Source organism: Sphingomonas sp. ERG5, from assembly GCF_000803065.1.
Lineage (GTDB): Bacteria > Pseudomonadota > Alphaproteobacteria > Sphingomonadales > Sphingomonadaceae > Sphingomonas.
In genome coordinates this window covers 222,669-237,775 of record NZ_JSXI01000016.1, presented here as the reverse complement: position 1 = coordinate 237,775, position 15,107 = coordinate 222,669, and the positions used below count along the sequence as shown (strand labels likewise).

The window sequence follows — 15,107 nt, the reverse complement described above, 5'->3', positions numbered from 1 at the left end:
TCCCTGCCAGTCCAGAACGGAAATCGGAATGACAAGAAGCGAACGCCTGCTTGGGCTGTTGCAGGAGCTGCGGAACAGACGCCTGCCGGCGACGGCCATGACATTGGGCGCCATCTTTGGCGTGAGTGAACGCACGATCTACCGCGACATCGCGACGCTCAATCGACAAGGCGCAGTGATCGACGGCGCCGCAGGCCTTGGATATGTCCTGCGCGACGATTTCTTTATTCCGCCGCTCGCGTTCGACGCGGGCGAGGCGGCCGCCATCCTGCTCGGACTACGCTTCGTGCTCCGTCGCGGAGACGGGGCGCTCGCTGCATCGGCTGCCTCGGCCCGCAGCAAGCTGGCCGCCGTGCTGCCGGCTTTGTTCGACGACGCCGCATCGGCCGCCTGTCCTCTGCTGGTCGCGCCACCGACCGACCAGCAGACAATGGCGCTCGGCATCGTCCGCGACGCCCTCGCGCGCGAGCGAAAACTGCGGATCCACTATGTTTCCCTCAATGGTGGTCGCAGCGAAAGGATCGTGTGGCCCGTCGCCATCGGCTGGTTCGATGAAGTGGAACTGCTCGCCGCATGGTGCGAGACGCGCGCGGCCTTTCGCAACTTTCGGATCGACCGGATCGGCAAAGCCGAGACTGTCGACGAACGGCCACCGCGTTCGCGCCGGCTGTTGCTTGGCGACTATCGCGCGCTGGAGCCGTTCATCGCGCTGTGACGCTCCTGACAGGAACTGTCAGCCCGAAATGGTATTTCGTCCCGGCAGTCAGTCAGGAGATGAGCATGTATGTGATCATGGGCGGTAGTGGCCATGTTGGTTCGGCCCTTGCAGAGACTTTGTTGAAACGTGGTGAGGCAGTGACAATTGTCACGCGCGACGCCACACATGGCAGCAGCGCCGCCGGACTGGGAGCCGAAACCGCCGTCGCCGACGTCAACGACGTGGAATCGCTGCGCGCCGCGTTCCGGCTTGGGCGTCGCGCGTTTCTGCTGAACCCGCCGGCCGAGATCACGACCGACACCGACGTCGTCGAGCGCGAAACGGCCGCGAAGATCGTCGCGGCACTCGCAGGGTCCGGGCTCGAAAAGGTCGTCGCCGAGTCCACCGCCGCTGCACAGCCGGGCGAGCGAATTGGCGACTCCAACACGCTGTGGGAACTCGAGGAGGGCCTGCGCGCACAGCCGATACCAGCAGCGATCAATCGCGCAGGTTACTATATGAGCAACTGGGATGCCCAGCTCGAGGGCATCCGGAAGACGGGCAAGCTGCAGACCAACTTCCCCGCGGACTTCGAGATCCCGATGGTGGCGCCACGCGATCTTGGCGTGATCGCGGCCGAGCGCCTGACGTCGCCCATCGACGACGATGGCGTCCGCTTCATCGAGGGACCTAAGCGTTACTCGTCGGCGGATGTCGCCAAGGCCTTCGCGGCCGCGCTTGGACGAGAGGTCGAAGTCGTCGTCACCCCGCGCGAGCAGTGGGTCGCCACCTATCTCAAGCTCGGCTTCTCCCAGCCTGCTGCGGAATCCTACTCACGCATGACCGGACTCGCACTCGACAAGGGCTTCCATCTGGTCGACTCCATCCATGGACCGACGACGCTCGAACGTTACATACGCGACCTCGTCGACCGGCAGCCGGGGTGACGGGCTCAGGCGCCGGGCCAGGAAAGGCCCGGCGCTTCCCCCTCACTAATACGCCTGCCGCGTCGCCCAGCTGCGTATCGCCGTCATGAGATAATCGGCGAACCCGGGTTCGATCGACTCATATCGGGCGCGGAAGTCGGCATGCTCATAGACATCGGCAAGCTCGGCATAGGCCGGCGGCGTCGCTTCCCTGCCCCAGCTCGATCCGACCCAGGCGCGATGACGTTCGATCAGCGGATCGAGCGTCGCCGCCTGCGGCGAGACGCCGTGGCGCAACGCGTCGGCCAGTGCGGTCTCGATGCTTTCGAGTGCCTTCATCGACGCGGCGCGCGCCGCCTCGGTCTGGTCCGCCATCGCCGTCCGGCTCGCCTCGATATGCGGCGTCACCCCGGATCCATAACGTTCGACCAACCAGCTTCCGTATTCGGCCTGTTTCTCGGGTGAAACGACACCCGAATATAGTTCCGCGTCCGTCATGGCGCATTCTCCCTTCAATCGGGCGATCGTGCGGTCGATCGTCCTGACCATCCCGGCGTAGCGCTCCGCTTGCTCTTCAAGCCGCTCGCGTTGCTTTTGCAGCGTGGCAAGGCGGTCGAAATCCCGCGCATCGAGGATCGCGCCGATCTGCGACAGCGGAATATCGAGCGCGCGGTGAATGAGGATCTGCTGCAAGCGCAACAATTCCTCTTCGCCATAATAGCGGTAACGGTTACTGCCGGTAGACGCGGGCTTCAGAAGGCCGATATCGTCATAATGGTGCAGTGTCCGGACGGATATGCCGGACAATCGCGCCAATCTGCTGACGGTATAGCTTTTCATTTCCGATCCTTTGTCTCCGCGGGATCGCGATATAGTCCCTCACGTCGCGTAAGGGTCAACAGGTCGATCATCGGCAATGGTCATTATCTGAATCAGCGATGCCGCGCTCGATTCAACACCCCCGCCCGCGCCAAAAATGCCGCTCGCTCCCTGTTACTCTCGCTGTTAATTGGCTTTAACAGGGAGACTCCCGCGCTGTGCCGGGTGATGCAAGCGGGAGACGAGACATGCAGCGATCCTGGTCGAGTTTGCTGGCGCTTCTGATGAGTTGCGCCACGATCGCGTCACCGGCTCCTGCCGAGCTCTCCCGGCCGTCAGCGCAAGCCGATCCGGCAGTCGGATTGTCACTGACGCCGTGTCGCGTCGCGCGGCCCAGCGGCTCGGATGCGACCGGCGGTCCCGGGCGGGACGCGAAATGCGGCATCTTCACCGTACCGGAAAACCGGCAGACAGGCGGACGAACGCTACCGCTGCGGGTGATCGTGCTCCCGGCCAGCTCGGGCAAGGTCCGGGAACCGATCTTCGTGCTGGGCGGCGGCCCCGGCCAGGCCGCGACCGAGCTCGCATCCGATTACAAGGCGGGACAGTTCGCCGATCATGATCTGGTCTTCATGGATGTACGCGGCACCGGCGAGGGTCATGCGCTCGACTGTCCCGTCGGTTCGGACGAGGCGCCGGCAGGCTATCTCGAGCCCTTTCTGGCGGCGGGCGCCGGTCTCGCCGCCTGTCGTGACGAGCTGCAGCGGCACGCGGATCTAACGCAATATACCACCATGGCCGCGATGCGTGATCTGGACGATCTCCGGCAGGCGATGGGCTTCAAGACAATCAATATCGACAGCGGATCCTATGGCACGCGCGCGGCGCTGATCTACATCCATATGTTTGGCGATCATGTGCGCGCGGCCGTGCTGAACGGTTCGGTGCCGGTGGACAATCGCGCGCCGCTCTATCATGCGGCCGCCGCGCAGCGTGCCTTTAATCTCCTTGTCCGGCAATGCGCCGCCGAGGCCCCCTGTCATGCCGCTTACCCTCATATCAGCGACGATCTCCGGACTGTCTTGCATCGGCTCCGCACCAGGCCCGAGCGGGTGACCATCCCACATCCAGTCACGCACGCGCCCTTGCAGGTCAGCCTCTCCGCATCGGGTTTCGCCGATGCGCTTCGCGTCATGCTCTATTCGGCGGAGGCGGGCCGGCGGGTGCCGCGCCTGCTCCGGGATGCCCGGGCCGGAAATCTTGCGCCGTTCGCCGAAGCCGCCATGCAGAGCAGCCGCGGCCTTGCCAAAAGCGTTCGCACTGGCCTGCTCCTCTCCTTTACCTGCGCCGAGGATGTCCGGCGCATCCGGCCGGAGGAGGTCGCGCGCGCGACGAAGGGAAGCTTTATCGGCGACCAGCGTGTCAGAAGTCAGATGGCGGCATGCGCGGTCTGGCCCAGACCGCCCGTTCCGAAGGAATATTATGCGCCGGTCAAATCGAATGTCCCGGTGCTGATTATCTCGGGTGAGGTGGATCCGGTGACGCCGCCACCCTGGGGCGATCTGATGCTGCGCTCTTTTCCCAATGGCATTCATGTCGTCCTGCCGGCCGGACATACGCCCTATAATGACTGCACGGTCGCGCTCTCGACCAGCCTCTATGCCGCCGGCACCGCCAGGGGGCTCGATACCGGCTGCGTGTCTGCACTGCGCTATCCGCCCTTCACCCTGCCGGGATGAGCCAGGGCAATCCTATTTGGACAGTGCCCTGGCCCGCTCGCCCAGCCGCTCGACTGCGGCGGCATGGATCCCCGGGGTGGTCGCCAGCACGCCGAATGCCTGCGCGCTCGGCGTATTGAATTTGAGCTTCTGGCCCAGCGCGTCGCTGACCGTCGCGCCGGCCTCGGCCGCGATCAGCACCGCCGCCGCGACATCCCATTCATTGCCCCAGCGCAGCGTCGCGACGAGATCGGCCTGGTCGGCGGCGACCATCGCGATGCGGAGTGCAATCGAATTGGGCTTGTCGACCGCGACCAGATCGCTGTCGACCTTGGGCAGCGTGTCGGTCGGCACGCGCGATCCGGGAAAGTCGGTACGGGTGCCGGCATGGATCGCCACACCGTTGAGCGTCGCGCCCTTGCCTGCCTCGGCGCGCCACACTTCCTCGCGTGCGGGCGCATCGAGCACGCCGATCACCGGCTGGCCTTGCTCGATCAGCGCGATCGACACGGCCCAGCCGGCGCGACCACGAATATAGTCGCGCGTGCCGTCGATCGGATCGACCACCCACAGGCGGTCGCATGCCAGGCGATCGTGATTGTCGACCGTCTCTTCCGACAGCCAGCCGGCGTCGGGCAGCAATGCTTCGAGCCGCTGGCGGATCAGGACATTGACCTCCAGATCGACTTCGCACACCGGATTGCCGGGCGCCTTTTCCCAGCGCTTGAAGTCGGTGCGCCATTTGGCGAACGCGAACGCGCCGGCCTCCGCCGCGATGGCCGCGATCTGGTCGGCCAAAGCTTCGTGAACGCGCCTGTCAGGCACCGGCCACCGTCATCCCGTCGATGCGGATCGTCGGCACATTGCTGCCGTAGCGGAATTCGAGATCATTGGCCGGGGTCAGCGCCAGGAACATATCCCTGAGATTGCCCGCAATGGTGAACTCCGCCACAGGCCCGGCAATCTCGCCGCCCTCGATCAGGAAACCGGCCGCGCCACGGCTGTAATCGCCGGTCACGCCGTTGACGCCCATGCCGATCAATTCGGTGACGTAGATGCCGTGCGCGACATCGGCGATCAGCGTCTCGGGCGGGGTGCTGCCGGCCGCCATGAACAGGTTGCTCGTCGCCACACCGGGATTGCCGCCGACGCCGCGCGCGGCGTGGCCGGTCGGCTCGAGCCCGAGCTGCCGCGCCGACGCGCTGTCGAGCAACCAGGTTTCGAGCATGCCGTCGGACACGAACTCGGTCGGCGAAACCGGCAGGCCTTCGCCATCGAACGGGCGCGAGCGCAGGCCATGCGGGCGGTGCGGATCGTCGGCAATGATCACGCCGGGGGCGAAGATGCGCGTGCCGAGCGCGTCGAGCAGGAAGCTGGTCTTGCGCGTGATCGCCTGGCCCGAGATCGCGCCGATCAGATGGCCGAGCATGCTGGAGCCGATGCGCGGATCGAAGATGACCGGCATCGCGCCGCTCTTCACGGTCGCCGGATTGGCGCGGGCGACAGCGCGTTCGCCGGCGCGCGCGCCGACCGTCGCGGCATCCTCCAGCCGAACCCGGTGACGCGCGCCATGATGCGCGTAATCGCGCACCATCGCCCCGCCCTCGCCCGCCAGCACGCTGGCGGAAATGCCATAGCCGGTCGCGGCATAGGCCGCCGCGAAACCATGGCTGGTGGCGAGCGCCCAGATCGAGCGCGAGGCGCTGGCACCGCCGCCTTCGCTGTTCGACACGCCCGGCACCGCGCGGGCGGCGTCTTCGGCGGCCAGCGCCGCGGCCTTGAGTTCGGGCGGCGTGACCTCGCCGCCATCGTCGAGATCGAGCTGCGGCGCATTGCCGCGCATCAGCCGGTCCGCCGGCGCGAGCCCGGCCCAGGCATCTTCCGGGGCTTCGCGCGCCATCGCCACGGCGCGGTCGACCAGCGCCTTCAGCGCATCGGCCGACAGGTCGGAAGTCGAGACGCTGGCCGAGCGCTGGCCGACAAAGACGCGCAAGCCGAGCTCGGCGCTTTCCGACCGGCCGACATCTTCGAGCGCGCCAAGGCGAACGGAGACGTCGAGCGCCGTATCGGCGGCATAGACGGCATCGGCGGCATCTGCTCCGGCGGCTTTGGCACGGGCGACGATGTCAGCGGCGCGGTCGCGCGCCTGATCGGTGGTCAGCATCGGGCGGACTTAGGTGGAGGGGAGCGTTGGCGCAACCACCACGCGCACCACGGCGCGCAGCTTGAAGCCGGTCCGGCAGATCGAGCCGGTCCGGCGCGCTCTTTCGCGGGGCACCGGAATGATCCCGCCCGGCCGCTCTTATTGGCCGCCGCGCGCATTCGCTATCGTCGGGGATAGAGTTGGGATCCGCAATTGACCTGTCGTCGGAGACGCGCTAGCCAACGGAACATAGCGGAAACATCAGGAGCGGACCATGACCTATGCCGGTAGCTGCCATTGCGGCGCGGTGACGTTCGAAGTCGAGGGCGATGCGCCGACCACCGCGATGAGCTGCAACTGTTCGCATTGCCGCCGCAAGGGCCTGTTGCTGGACTTCGTACCGATCGACCAGTTCCGCGTCACCGCCGGCGAAGAAGTGACCAGCGAGTGGCTGTTCAACAAGCACAATATCGAACACCGCTTCTGCGAAACCTGTGGCTGCCAGCCCTTCGCGACCGGCACCGGACCCGGCGGCGCACGCATGGCGGCGATCAATCTACGCTGCGTCCCGTCGATCGACCTCGACACCCTCACGCTGAAGAAGATCGACGGCGCGAGCTTTTAGGGTGATATCGGACTAGGCAGAATTTCTCCCCTTCCGTTCGAAACGAACGGGGAGTGGTGGATCAGGTCAATTCGAGATCGCCCCAGCCGGGGCGTCCACGCTCACAGCGTCGATGCCGTCCCCACCACGAAGCAGGCGCCGAACACCAGCAACCCTGCAAACCGATTGCTGCGGAACCGATGCAACGCGCCCGCGCCGTCGGCTGGGTCAAGCGTCATGATCTGCCACGCGAAGTGCAGCGCCACCGGCAGCAACGCGGCGAGCGCCAGCAGGTCCGGCCGGATCAGCCAGATCGCCCCACCCCACAGCGCCAGCGCGACCGCATAGAAACCGGCGACACCCGGACGCACCCGGGTGCCCATGCGCAGCGCGGAGGACCGCACCCCGATCAGCGCATCATCCTCGCGATCCTGCAGCGCATAGATCGTGTCATAGCCGATCACCCAGGCGATCGACCCGGCATAGAGCAATAGGCCCGGCACGGTGAGCATGCCAGCGATCTGGCTCCAGCCGACCAAAGCCGCCCAGGAGAAGACGATACCGAGCCAGGCCTGTGGCCACCAGGTGATGCGCTTCATGAACGGATAGGCGGCAACCGGCGCCAGGCTGAGCGCCGCGACCACGGCCGCATAAGGGCGGAGTTGCAGCAGCACGACGAGCCCGATCAGGCACAGTAGCACGAGCCACGTCCAGGCCGCCCTGAGCGACACCGCACCACTTGCCAGCGGCCGGCTGCGCGTGCGCGCGACCTGCTTGTCGAGATCGCGGTCGACAATGTCGTTATAGACGCACCCCGCCCCACGCATCGCGATCGCGCCGAGCAGCAGCCACAGGATCAAATCCCAGCGCGCGATCGCCCCGCCGGCCAGCGCGACCGCCCAGGCCCCGGGCCAGAACAGCAGCCACCAGCCGATCGGCCGGTCGAAACGGGCAAGCAGCGCGAACGGCCGGATCGCGGCGGGCAGCGCGCCGACCAGGCCGCGATGCTCGGTGTCAGGCGTGAGTTCGGCGGGAGACATACGGCGTGTCTAGACCATGCGCCGCGATCGGCAACAGGCTTACACGATCAACGCGCCTTGGGAAACGGATCGGCTTCCGTGTCGGCCGTCGCCTTCTCCTCACGCACCAGATCGGCGGCATGTTTGGTCAGGCTTACCGGCGCGCCGAGCGCAGTCTTCGACCATGGGTTGGAGCGCGCGCAGTAACCCGACATATCACCGCACTGACGGATTTCCCCGGTTTCGCTGTCGACCACCACGATGATGGTCGAGTCGTCAGCAAGAGTCGGAGCGGCCACGTCAACCGGCTTGTCCTTAGGCGGATCGGCAAGCTTCAACTTGGGCCAGAGCGGGCCGGCGTTGTAGAGACCAATTCCGACATAGCGGCCACGGTTCGGCTGGCTGGCCGCATACCCGGTTTGCTCTTGCTGCGCCTGACAGCCGGCCAGCGCCAGCATCAACGGGACTGCGAGACATGGCGCTTTCAATCTTGCCCCCTGCGATCGACTAGTCCTTATCATATCGGAACAGTGCGGATTTCAAAGCGCTCGTTATCGCCGCGCCTCAGTCGCCATGCGCACCGCGAGACCGCCAAGCATTGTCGCCATGATCCAGCGCTGCACGGTCGCCCAGCGCGGACGCCCGGCCAGGAAGGTGGCGATCGAGCCGGCCATCAATGCGACGATCGCATTGACGCTGACGCTCGCCACGATCTGCACCGATCCCAGCACCAGCGACTGGACCAGCACGCTGCCGCGATGCGGGTCGATGAATTGCGGCAGCAGCGAAAGGTACATCACCGCGATCTTCGGATTCAACAAATTGGTGACGAAGCCCATGGCGAACAGGCGGCGCGGGCCATCGACCGGCAGGTCGCGCAGCTGAAAGGGCGATCGGCCACCGGGCCGGATCGCCTGCCAGGCAAGATAGAGGAGATACAGCGCGCCACCGATACGCAAAGCGTCATAGGCAAAGGGCACCGCCATCATGAACGCGGTGATGCCAAACGCCGCGCACAGCATGTAGAACAGAAAACCAAGCGCGACGCCGCCAAGCGAAATGAAGCCTGCCTTGGGTCCCTGCCCGATCGAACGCGAAATCAGATAGATCATGTTCGGCCCCGGCGTCAGGGCCATGCCCAAAGCGAGCAGAGCAAAAGCGAGCAAGCTGGCGGTGGTCGGCATGGACGGCTCCCCTTGTTTGCCGTCGTCTCTAGCCCTCGCCCGACACAGGCGCGACCGACCTTCGCTTTTGCCCGTGCAAGCGGCGCTTGGTCCTTTGCAATATCCATGGGGTGACGGCGCCGCGCAGCATGGCTAGGACGACTCCATGCCCGCTACCCCCGCCTGGCCGCCGCAATCGACGCCGCGCCTGTTCGTTGAGGCCGAACTCGCGCCCGGGCCAATCCGCATCGACGGGCCGCAAGCGCATTATCTCGCTTCGGTCATGCGCATGAAGGTCGGCGATCCGGTCAAATTGTTCGACGACAGGACCGGCGAATGGCTCGGCGTGGCCAGCGCGGTCGGCAAGCGCGACCTGATGCTCGACGTGACCGAACGCCTGCGCGAGCGCGAGGCGGTGCCCGATCTCTGGTTGTGCATGGCGCCGCTGAAGAAAGGCCGGATCGACTGGGCGATCGAGAAGGCGTGCGAGCTGGGCGTCGCGCGGATCGTGCCGGTACCGACACGGCGCACGGTGGTCGACCGGCTTAATCTCGACCGGCTGCGCGCGCACATGATAGAAGCCGCCGAGCAATGCGGGCGGACCGCGATTCCCCAGCTGGCCGAGCCGGTCAAGCTGGCGGCTTTGCTGCGCGATTGGCCGGCCGGACGGACATTGTTCTTCGCCGACGAAACCGGCGGCGTGCCGGCGTTCGAGGCAATGCGGAATGCGACCGGGCCGGCGGCGATTCTCGTTGGGCCCGAGGGTGGATTCGACAGCGACGAACGCGAGGCGATTCGCGCCGTCGCGGATGCCGTCGGAATTGGCCTTGGGCCAAGGATCCTGCGCGCGGATACCGCTGCGGCGGCAGCCATTGCGGTGTGGATGGCGGCCAAAGGCGACTGGTAATAAGCCGCCCCACTAGCGTCCGGCCTTTGCCAGCGCTACATGCGCGCCATGAGCACAAAGACCGTTTCAAAGAGCAACGCAGCGGTCATCGAGAGCCGCGATCAACTCGTCGCCAGCTTCGCCAAGGGCGAGAAGCCAATCAAGGATTGGCGCATCGGCACCGAGCATGAGAAGTTCGTCTATTCCCTCTCCGATCATCACGCGCCAAGCTATGACGAACCGGGCGGGATCAAGGACTTGCTCGACGCGCTGACCGATTATGGCTGGCGTCCGGTGCTGGAGGGCGGCACCCTTGAAGAAGGTGGCAGGGTCATCGCGCTCAGCGGTGCGGACGGCAGCGTCAGCCTGGAGCCCGCCGGCCAGTTCGAGCTGTCGGGGGCGCCGCTCGACAATCTGCACGAGACCTGCGCCGAAACCGGCCGTCACCTCGAACAGGTCAAGGCGATCGGCGACAGGTTCGGCATCGGTTTCCTCGGCCTTGGCATGTGGCCCGACAAGAGCCGCGCCGAGCTGCCGATCATGCCCAAGGGCCGCTATGCGATCATGCTGCGGCATATGCCGCGCGTCGGGTCGATGGGCCTCGACATGATGCTCCGCACCTGCACCATCCAGGTCAATCTCGACTATGAAACCGAAGCCGATATGGCGAAGAAGTTTCGCGTTGGCTTGGCGCTGCAGCCGCTTGCGACCGCCCTGTTCGCCAATTCGCCCTTCACCGAGGGCAAGCCCAACGGCATGCTGTCGTACCGCAGCCATATCTGGTCGGACACCGACCCGGCGCGCACCGGCATGCTGCCCTTCGTGTTCGAAGACGGCTTCGGATACGAACGCTACGCCGACTATGCGCTCGATGTGCCGATGTATTTCGTCTATCGCGATGGGAAGTATATCGACGCGGCGGGCCTCAGCTTCCGTGACTTCCTGAAGGGCGAACTCTCGGTCCTGCCGGGCGAGTTGCCGACGGTCGATGACTGGGCCGACCATCTGTCGACCGCTTTCCCCGAGGTGCGGCTCAAGACCTTTCTCGAAATGCGCGGCGCCGATGGCGGACCGTGGAACAAGATCTGCGCCCTGCCCGCTTTGTGGGTCGGCTTGCTCTACGACAATGCCGCGCTCGACGCGGCATGGGATGTGGTCAAGCACTGGACGATCGGGGAGCGCCAGGCACTGCGCGACGCGGTGCCCAGGCTGGCGCTGAATGCGCCGATCCCCGGCGGCGGCACGCTGCGCGACATTGCCGGAGAAGTGCTCGACATCGCCAATGCCGGCCTGACCGCGCGGTCGCGGATGGATGCGTCGGGCAGCAACGAGACGGGCTTCCTCGATCCGCTGCGCGACATCGTACGATCGGGCAAGGTGCCGGCCGAGGTGCTGCTCGAGCGCTATCACGGCGTTTGGGGCGGCGACGTTTCGAAGGTCTATGACGAGATGCGCTTCTAGGGCGGGAAGGAGGTCGCGATTCAACGCCGACACGCATGGGGTCAGGATCGCACCACACGGAGCGCCAGACTCCGGCCGCTCCTTCTCATCATGAAAAACCAGCAATGTCGTGCCGTTGGCGACGGCGGTCAGGCCGCTTGTCAACGCCATAACAAGCCCTCCCTTCACCTGTTATCGACCTGTTTTTCACCTGTTATTCAATAACAGGTGAACCTGCATCAACCTGTTGAAAAGGGGCGTATAAATCGCATCCGATCGCCAACATGACAGGCAAGAAAAAATATTCGCGAAAATCAGGCGATAACAGGTCGCCAATTCGGCAGGGCCGTCCACTCCTCGGAACCGCTTCGTCATCTTTTTTTCGCTGCGCCGAAAAAATTTTGCAAAGCCATGTCGATATTCGCATTGCTCGCTCGACGTGTCGTCAGAGTGTATCTTCAACGGGGTGAAACATCCCGGGGTCGCTCGTGATGAATGGAGCAAATCATGCGTGTGATGGTGATCATCAAAGCCAGTGCGGACAGCGAAGCAGGCGTCATGCCGAGCGAGCGGCTGCTGACCGAAATGACGACGTTTAACGAGGAACTGGTCAAGGCTGGCGTCATGCTGGCCGGCGAAGGCCTGCATCCATCGTCAAAGGGCGCGCGGGTCCGGTTCGACGGCGACAGGACCAGTGTGCTCAATGGTCCGTTTGCCGAGACCAAGGAATTGATCGCCGGCTTCTGGCTATTGCAGGTCAAGTCGATGGACGAGGCGATCGAATGGATCCGCCGCGTGCCGAACCCGGATGGCCTTCAGCATGAAATCGAGATTCGCCGGGTGTTCGATCCCGCCGATTTCGGTGAGGCGTTCACGCCCGAACTGCAGGAACGCGAACAGGCGATGCGCGATCAGACCGGCAGCTACGGCGAAACCAAGGCCTGATCCCTTGAGTTGCCTCCGCCGTTCCCATGTCTAAACTCGCGGCATGGGAATGGCGGATGCAGCGCGAGCGGTCGAGACGGTCTGGCGGATCGAATCCGCCAGGCTGATCGCCGGACTGGCGCGCAGCACGCGCGACCTTTCGCTTGCCGAGGAACTGGCGCAGGAAGCGCTCGAAGCCGCCCTCCGGCAATGGCCTGAGGAAGGCGTACCGCGTAATCCAGGCGCGTGGCTGATGGCAGCCGGCAAGCGACGCGCGATCGATGGATTCCGCCGGTCGCGCATGATCGACCAGAAACACCGCGAACTGGCTGATGGACTCGAACCGGTGAACGCATCGGTCGAGGCGGAGATCGAAGCGGCGATCGATGACGAGATTGGCGACGAACTGCTCGCGCTGATCTTTACCGCCTGCCACCCCATGCTCGCGACCGAAGCGCGCGTCGCGCTGACCCTGAGGCTGATCGGCGGATTGTCGACCGAAGAGATCGCCAGCGCGTTCCTGTCGTCCGAATCCACCATCGCGCAGCGCATCGTGCGCGCCAAGCGAACGCTGGCCAAGGCGGAGGTCGCCTATGAAGTCCCGCGCGGCGCCGAGCGCGATGCGCGTCTCTCCTCCGTCCTGGAAGTAATCTATCTGATCTTTGGCGAAGGCTATTCACCGGCGTCCGACGACAGCTGGACACGACCCGCTCTGTGCGAAGAGGCGATACGCCTGGGCCGGATCCTCGCCGGCCTCACGCCCGACGATGCCGAGGTGCATGGCTTGCTCGCGCTGATGGAATTGCAGGCTTCGCGCTTGCCCACGCGTATCGCACCGGATGGCACGCCCGTGCTGCTGCTCGATCAGGACCGGTCGCGCTGGGATCGCTTCCTGATGCAACGCGGACTCAAATCACTGGCAATCGCCGAGGGGTTCGCCGCCCCTTCCGGTCCCTATACGCTACAGGCGGCGATCGCCGCCTGTCATGCGCGGGCGCTGACGCCGGAGGCCACCGACTGGCGGCGGATCGCGGCGCATTATGACGCACTGCTCGACACCCTGCTGTCGCCGGTGGTGGCGCTCAACCGCGCTGTCGCCAGGGCGATGGCGTTCGGCCCCGCGACCGGACTCGCGCTGGTCGATGAGATCATGGCCGATGGCAGGCTGGATGACTATCATTTGCTGTTCAGTGTCCGGGGCGACTTCCTGACGAAACTCGGCCGGATCGAGGAAGCACGCGCCGCGCTGCTTCGGGCGGCCGATCTGGCGCGCAGCACGCGCGAGCGGGAGTTGATGACGGAGCGCGCGGCGGCGCTGGCCTGAGCCCCGGACCGACCGCTATTTGGTCGGCAGCGGCTTGCCCATCACCCAGGCGAAGAAGCGCGGAACCAGCCCGTTGCGCGCCATCCAGGCGGAATATTCCTGATAGGCCGGGTCAAGGCCGAGATGCCATTCCTCCGTCCGCGCGCGCCAGTAATAGATGCCGCTGACCACGCCCATCAGGATCGTCGCGCGCACCGCATCGGTCAGGCTGCCGGTGGTCAGGAACGGGATGACCGAGATCCACCAGAACAGGTTCTTGGACAGATAGGCGGGGTGGCGCGAAAAGGCGTACGGCCCGTGCGTCAGGATACCGCGATGCGTCAGGTTGGAGAAGCGGAAGCCGAAGGCGATCGTCGCCCAGGCATAGATTGCGGTCAGCCCGACCAGCACCGCACCGACCAATGTCAGGATGATCGGATGCCCGGCGAACCAGACCGACCATTCCGAGGTGCCGGGATGATAATCCAGCGGTCCATTATCGCCCATCAGGATGAACGGCGGATAGCAGATCAGCGCGCTCATCCAGCCGGCGGCGTACGGCGTCGCGCTGCGGATATGCGAATCGAGCGCGCGGAACGTGAGGATATAGCCAACCGTCGCGAACGCGACGTCCATCAGGAACATGAAGGTGATCAGCCAGTTGGCGAGCGCGACCGGGTCGCGCAGCACCTGCGAGACATCGCCGCGGATGAATTCGCCAAAACCACCCGGCACGATCGCGAGCATGAAGGCGAGGAAGAACCCCTTCACGGCCCAGCTGCGCAAGTGATTATAGATTGCTTCCTTCGCGACCGGCTCCTTGAGGCCCATCAACCAGGCTCCGAGCGCCCACGCACCGTCTTTCGGTTCGACCAGGCGGCGGTCCATCCACAGCACATAAGGGACCGACAGGATGAACAAGGCAGGCGCCGCGACCTGGAAGCACCACATCGCGAATTGGAAATTGCCTTGCCAATAGAATCGCCCGGTGGCGTAGATCAGCGCGATCGCCGCCCAGGTGGCCCACAAACCGGCGAGCTTGGCCAGGCTGATATCGAGCGTCTCGCGCCACGGCCTGGGTGACAACCAATCGACACCGGTCGTCGGATTGAGGTGAACCTTGTCGACCAGCACCGACCACAATACCATCGGCACGCCGCATGCGGCGACATTGACCAGCGCGGCGTAAGGGCCATCCATATTGTAATGGCGCGCCAGCGCGATCCAGATCAGCAAGCCGGCGAGGCCAGCCATGCCGCAGCCCGCGCTGACGGCCGATTTCGGCCGAGGGTCGGCCTTTGCGGCGCGGGCGAGTGCGGTATCATGAAACATGACCGCCACTGATACGGCCGAATGGTAAGCAAGCCGTGAAGGATCTATCGGCGCGCGCGCCGCGCGGTGATGATTTGGCGGTAAAGACAGGATGATCTTCGAACCGTCCCCCGCCGGAGCGAGGGACGGTTCG

Annotated in this window: 15 protein-coding genes; 8 read left to right on the top strand and 7 right to left on the bottom strand. The window is 65.1% G+C overall.

Annotated elements, in window-relative coordinates:
- The first annotated feature begins 28 nt into the window (after positions 1–28).
- Together OO12_RS05025 and OO12_RS05020 are read left to right on the top strand one after the other, a co-directional pair.
- Entirely contained in the window at positions 29–715 is a 687-nt protein-coding gene (locus OO12_RS05025; protein ID WP_034157511.1) for a helix-turn-helix transcriptional regulator, read from the top strand.
- Positions 716–780: 65 nt separating this feature from the next.
- Positions 781–1,644 (top strand): NmrA family NAD(P)-binding protein, encoded by an 864-nt coding sequence (locus tag OO12_RS05020; RefSeq protein ID WP_034157510.1) that lies wholly within the window; start codon positions 781–783, stop codon positions 1,642–1,644.
- Between the two features lie 45 nt (positions 1,645–1,689).
- Here OO12_RS05020 and OO12_RS05015 read toward each other — a convergent pair whose 3' ends face one another.
- Positions 1,690–2,463 (bottom strand): MerR family transcriptional regulator, encoded by a 774-nt coding sequence (locus OO12_RS05015; protein ID WP_034157509.1) that lies wholly within the window; start codon positions 2,461–2,463, stop codon positions 1,690–1,692.
- 227 nt (positions 2,464–2,690) lie between these two features.
- Between OO12_RS05015 and OO12_RS05010 the strand changes: the two genes are divergently transcribed.
- Positions 2,691–4,181 (top strand): alpha/beta fold hydrolase, encoded by a 1,491-nt coding sequence (locus OO12_RS05010; protein WP_034157508.1) that lies wholly within the window; start codon positions 2,691–2,693, stop codon positions 4,179–4,181.
- Between the two features lie 12 nt (positions 4,182–4,193).
- Here the strand turns inward: OO12_RS05010 and OO12_RS05005 are convergent, their stop codons facing one another.
- Both OO12_RS05005 and OO12_RS05000 read right to left on the bottom strand, forming a co-directional pair.
- A complete protein-coding gene (locus tag OO12_RS05005; protein ID WP_034157507.1) occupies positions 4,194–4,958 on the bottom strand; it encodes a 3'(2'),5'-bisphosphate nucleotidase CysQ in 765 nt (254 codons plus the stop codon).
- A gap of 19 nt (positions 4,959–4,977) precedes the next feature.
- Positions 4,978–6,324, bottom strand: a complete 1,347-nt coding sequence (locus OO12_RS05000; RefSeq protein WP_034157506.1) for a TldD/PmbA family protein — start codon at positions 6,322–6,324, stop codon at positions 4,978–4,980.
- 253 nt (positions 6,325–6,577) lie between these two features.
- Between OO12_RS05000 and OO12_RS04995 the strand changes: the two genes are divergently transcribed.
- Positions 6,578–6,928 carry a GFA family protein gene (locus OO12_RS04995; RefSeq protein ID WP_034157505.1) on the top strand — a complete coding sequence of 117 codons (351 nt, stop codon included), beginning with the start codon at positions 6,578–6,580 and terminating at the stop codon, positions 6,926–6,928.
- 101 nt (positions 6,929–7,029) lie between these two features.
- Here the strand turns inward: OO12_RS04995 and ubiA are convergent, their stop codons facing one another.
- From ubiA to OO12_RS04980, 3 genes are all read right to left on the bottom strand, one after another.
- Positions 7,030–7,947: a 4-hydroxybenzoate octaprenyltransferase gene (ubiA, locus tag OO12_RS04990; protein WP_034157504.1), complete on the bottom strand. Its 918-nt coding sequence runs from the start codon at positions 7,945–7,947 to the stop codon at positions 7,030–7,032.
- A 47-nt stretch (positions 7,948–7,994) separates the two neighbouring features.
- Complete coding sequence (locus tag OO12_RS04985; RefSeq protein ID WP_160296743.1) at positions 7,995–8,387, bottom strand: hypothetical protein; 393 nt, start codon at positions 8,385–8,387, stop codon at positions 7,995–7,997.
- A gap of 90 nt (positions 8,388–8,477) precedes the next feature.
- Positions 8,478–9,110, bottom strand: coding sequence for a LysE family translocator (locus tag OO12_RS04980; protein ID WP_034157502.1), 633 nt, complete (start codon positions 9,108–9,110; stop codon positions 8,478–8,480).
- A gap of 145 nt (positions 9,111–9,255) precedes the next feature.
- Here OO12_RS04980 and OO12_RS04975 point away from each other — a divergent pair, with 145 nt between their 5' ends.
- From OO12_RS04975 to OO12_RS04960, 4 genes are all read left to right on the top strand, one after another.
- Positions 9,256–9,996 (top strand): 16S rRNA (uracil(1498)-N(3))-methyltransferase, encoded by a 741-nt coding sequence (locus tag OO12_RS04975; protein ID WP_034157501.1) that lies wholly within the window; start codon positions 9,256–9,258, stop codon positions 9,994–9,996.
- 48 nt (positions 9,997–10,044) lie between these two features.
- Positions 10,045–11,436: a glutamate--cysteine ligase gene (locus OO12_RS04970; RefSeq protein WP_034157617.1), complete on the top strand. Its 1,392-nt coding sequence runs from the start codon at positions 10,045–10,047 to the stop codon at positions 11,434–11,436.
- A gap of 486 nt (positions 11,437–11,922) precedes the next feature.
- Positions 11,923–12,360, top strand: a complete 438-nt coding sequence (locus tag OO12_RS04965) for a YciI family protein (protein WP_034157616.1) — start codon at positions 11,923–11,925, stop codon at positions 12,358–12,360.
- A 49-nt stretch (positions 12,361–12,409) separates the two neighbouring features.
- Positions 12,410–13,663: an RNA polymerase sigma factor gene (locus OO12_RS04960; RefSeq protein ID WP_235364685.1), complete on the top strand. Its 1,254-nt coding sequence runs from the start codon at positions 12,410–12,412 to the stop codon at positions 13,661–13,663.
- Between the two features lie 15 nt (positions 13,664–13,678).
- On the opposite strand, the gene OO12_RS04955 is transcribed toward OO12_RS04960, so the two are convergent.
- The gene (locus tag OO12_RS04955; RefSeq protein ID WP_052215556.1) at positions 13,679–14,974 is read right to left on the bottom strand and encodes a methyltransferase family protein; all 1,296 of its coding nucleotides are present in this window, start codon (positions 14,972–14,974) and stop codon (positions 13,679–13,681) included.
- Positions 14,975–15,107: the final 133 nt, after the last annotated feature.